We start from the raw sequence: 3,827 nt of genomic DNA on the forward strand, positions 1-3,827 counted from the left end.
CCCGCCGCGGGCTATCCGCTCACGGTGGGCGGCGCGAAGAAGAATGTCTACGGCTTCGGCGCGACCGTCGGCGGCGGCGTCGACTGGGCGCTGACCGAAAACCTTTTCCTGCGTGCCGAATACCAGCTGATCCGATTTGCGGACGTGGAAGGCACCACGACGACGGTGAACACCGCGCGTGCAGCGGCGGCCGTCAAATTCTGACGACATCGACGAGCAGGTACTGAAAAGGCCGGGAGACGATCTCCCGGCCTTTTTTATCAGGTCAGCCCGCGCGAAGCGACTTCACTCAGCCGCCTCGACCTCCGGCCGCGCGCGGCCGGCACGCTCGCGCTTGACGAGCTCGGCGACGAGGAAGGCGAGTTCAAGCGCCTGTTCCGCATTCAGGCGGGGGTCGCAGACCGTGTGATAGCGGTCGTTGAGATCGGCGTCGGTCATGCCGCGCGCACCGCCGGTGCACTCGGTGACGTTCTTGCCCGTCATCTCCAGATGCAGGCCACCGGCATGGGTGCCTTCCGCCTGATGGACGGCGAAGAAGTTCTTCACCTCGGTCATGATCAGATCGAACGGCCGGGTCTTGTAGCCGCTCGCCGCCTTGACCGTGTTGCCGTGCATCGGGTCGCAGGACCAGACGACGTTGCGGCCTTCCCGCTTCGTCGCCCGAACGAGCGCCGGCAGGTGATCGAAGACCTTGTCCGCGCCGAAGCGACCGATCAGCGTCAGGCGGCCCGCCTGGTTCTGCGGATCGAGCACCTCGATCAGCTTGAGCAGGCCATCGACGGTGGTCGACGGGCCGCACTTCAGGCCGATCGGGTTCTTGATGCCGCGGAAGAACTCGACATGGGCATGATCGAGCTGACGCGTGCGGTCGCCGATCCAGACCATGTGGCCGGACGTGTCGTACCACTCGCCGGTCGTCGAATCCGTGCGCGTCATCGCCTGCTCGAAGCCGAGCAGCAGCGCCTCGTGGCTCGTGTAGAAGTCGGTCGTGCGCATCTCCGGGTGGGTTTCCGGATCGATGCCGATGGCGCGCATGAAGTCGAGCGCCTCGGTGATGCGTTCGGCGACTTCCTGATAGCGATGAGACTGCGGGCTGTCCTTGACGAAGCCGAGCATCCAGCGATGCGCGTTGTCGAGATTGGCATAGCCGCCGGTGGCGAAGGCGCGGATCAGGTTCAGCGTCGCCGCCGACTGACGATAGGCCTCGAGCTGGCGGCGCGGATCGGGAATGCGCGCTTCCGCCGTGAAGGCGATGTCGTTGACGATGTCGCCCTTGTAGCTCGGCAGCTCGACGTCGCCGATCTTCTCGTTCGGCGCAGAGCGCGGCTTGGCGAACTGGCCGGCGATACGGCCGACCTTCACCACCGGCGAGCCGCCGGCGAAGGTCAGCACCACGGCCATCTGCAGGAACAGCCGGAAGAAGTCGCGAATGTTGTCGGCCGAATGCTCCGCGAAGCTCTCCGCGCAATCACCGCCTTGAAGGAGGAAAGCCTCGCCGGCCGCGACCTTGCCCAACGCCCGTTTGAGCTTGCGCGCCTCGCCTGCAAAAACGAGCGGCGGAAAGCCGGCGAGCTGCTGCTCGACCGCCTTCAAGGCTGCCTGGTCCGGATATTCCGGAATCTGCTGGGCGGGCTTGGCCCTCCAGCTCTCTGGCGTCCACCGCTCGGACATTTGATGACTTGCTCCTGACTTCGAGATCGCGCGTCGTTTACCTCTTCGTAGCGCGAAGGGGCGGCTATACACCCAAGCAACCGCAATGACCACCGTCGTGCGCTCTCGGGATCCGGGCCCGGTTCGGAGAACGAACCTGGCGGAAAACATTGGCCGCCTTCCGGCCTATCCTGCCCGCGGGGAGCGCATCGTCACCAGTTCCTCGGCGGCGCTGGGATGCAGAGCGACGGTGCGGTCGAAATCGGCCTTGGTCGCTCCCATCGTTATCGCGATCGCGACGGCTTGGACGATCTCGCCGGCGTCGTGCCCGAGAATATGGACCCCCAGCACCCTGTCGTTCGCAGCATCGACCACGAGCTTCATGTAGGTGCGCTCGTGCCGCCCCGAAATGGTGGCCTTCATCGGGCGAAACCCCGACTCGAAGACCTTCACCTCATGCCCGGCATCGACCGCCTGCCCTTCCGACAACCCCACCGTTCCCACCTCCGGCGTGGTGAAGACCGCCGAGGCAACCGTGGCGTGATCGACCGTCCAGCTGCGGCTGCCGAAGGTGCTGTCGGCGAAGGCGTGGCCCTCGCGGATCGCGACCGGCGTGAGGTTGACGCGGTTGGTCACGTCGCCGACGGCATGGATCGACGGCACATTGCTGGTCGAGGCCGCATCGACCACGATCTCGCCGAGCGGGCCGCGCACGACGCCGGCCTTGTCGAGGCCCAGCCCCCGCGTGTTCGGCCGGCGCCCGGTGGCGACGAGCACGACATCGGCCTCGATCGGCGCACCCTGGGCGCAGTGAGCGCGGCGCGTGCCGTCCGCAAGCTCCTCTATGCGCTCGATCGTGCAGCCCAGCCTCAGGGTGACACCGGCATGGGCGAGCGCGTCGCGCAGGCGAGTGCGGATATCCTCGTCGAAGCCACGCAGGATGTTGTCGCCACGGTGCAGCAGCGTGACGGCAACGCCGAGCCGGGCGAACAGGCTGGCAAACTCGAGCGCGATGTAGCCGCCGCCCACGACGAGCATGCGCCTGGGCAGCGTCGGGAGGTGGAAGACCTCATTGGAGGAAATGCCGAGTTCTCCGCCCGGAATCGGCGGATCGAAGGACGGCCAACCGCCGGTCGCGACGAGGATATGCCGGGCAGTGACGGTTTCGCCGCTCTTGACGAGCCGGACGCTGTGCGGCCCCTCGATGACCGCGCGCTCCTCGCGGACCGCGACCTTCGCACCCTCGAGCCCCTTGCGGTATAGGCCGGAAAGCCGCGTGACCTCGTTCGCCACCGCGTCACGCAAGGTCGGCCAATCGAAGGTCGGCCTGGAATCCAGCGTCCACCCGAAGCCGGCGGCATCCTCGAAATCCTCGGCGAAGCGGCTGGCATAGACGAAGAGCTTCTTCGGCACGCAACCGCGGACCACGCAGGTGCCGCCGATGCGGTCCTCCTCGGCGATCATCACCCGGGCGCCGTGGCCAGCTGCGATGCGCGCGGCGCGCGTGCCGCCGGAGCCTGCCCCGATGACGAAGAGATCGACGTCGAACTCAGCCATGATCTTTTCCTCGCCGTACCGCTGGCCCCGGACCGAACCAGATAATCCCCGCGGCCAGAACCGCAACCCACCAGCCCTGCCAGGCGCCATGCCCGACGACGGAGATCGCGAAGGCCGCGGCGAAGAGCGCCAGGCGCGGCGCCAGATCGACGGCCGGCAGTCTGCGCAACCTTGCCAGCACGAGGACGCCTGCTAGCGCCAGGATGAAGGCGCCGATCGCCCCTGTCTCCGCCCAGGCCTGCAGCGGCATGTCGTGCGGATGCCCGACGCCCAGCAACGTCCTGTGCTCCGGCGGCACCAAGGCCGCTACCGGGTGCTGCTCCATGCTGGCGGAGGAACCGAAGCCCGCGCCGGCTAGCGGCCGCAGCCGCACCACCTCGCCGAAGCTCACCCAGATATCGATGCGGGCCTGCCCGGTTTCCACGGCGAAACGATTCAGGATGGCGGAGGGCAGCCAGCTCTGGGCGGCGACGCCGAGCACCGGCGCCATCGCGAAAGTCAGGACGAAGGCGCAGCCCACGGCCGCCAGCGTCAGGCGCGGCCAATAGGCCGACAGCAGCCAGCAGATCGCACAGACGGCAACGCCCAGCCGCGCCGAGGCGCTCTCCGAGCGCAGGGCG

The 3,827-nt window shown here is 67.6% G+C and carries 4 protein-coding genes; 1 reads left to right on the forward strand and 3 read right to left on the reverse strand.

Features of this window, described 5'->3' with window-relative positions:
* Positions 1–204, forward strand: a 204-nt coding sequence (locus ACIPIA_RS11930; RefSeq protein ID WP_400509746.1) for an outer membrane protein, incomplete at its 5' end; no start/stop codon positions are given.
* Between the two features lie 81 nt (positions 205–285).
* Here ACIPIA_RS11930 and ACIPIA_RS11935 read toward each other — a convergent pair.
* From ACIPIA_RS11935 to ACIPIA_RS11945, 3 genes are all read right to left on the reverse strand, one after another.
* Entirely contained in the window at positions 286–1,671 is a 1,386-nt protein-coding gene (locus ACIPIA_RS11935) for a class II 3-deoxy-7-phosphoheptulonate synthase (protein ID WP_400509748.1), read from the reverse strand.
* Between the two features lie 165 nt (positions 1,672–1,836).
* The gene (gene gor, locus ACIPIA_RS11940) at positions 1,837–3,207 is read right to left on the reverse strand and encodes a glutathione-disulfide reductase (protein ID WP_400509751.1); all 1,371 of its coding nucleotides are present in this window, start codon (positions 3,205–3,207) and stop codon (positions 1,837–1,839) included.
* Positions 3,200–3,827, reverse strand: a 628-nt coding sequence (locus tag ACIPIA_RS11945) for an O-antigen ligase family protein (protein WP_400509753.1), incomplete at its 5' end; no start/stop codon positions are given. The genes gor and ACIPIA_RS11945, both read right to left, overlap by 8 nt.

The sequence above is a fragment of the Allobosea sp. CER48 genome (assembly GCF_044752385.1).
Taxonomy (GTDB): Bacteria; Pseudomonadota; Alphaproteobacteria; order Rhizobiales; family Beijerinckiaceae; genus Allobosea.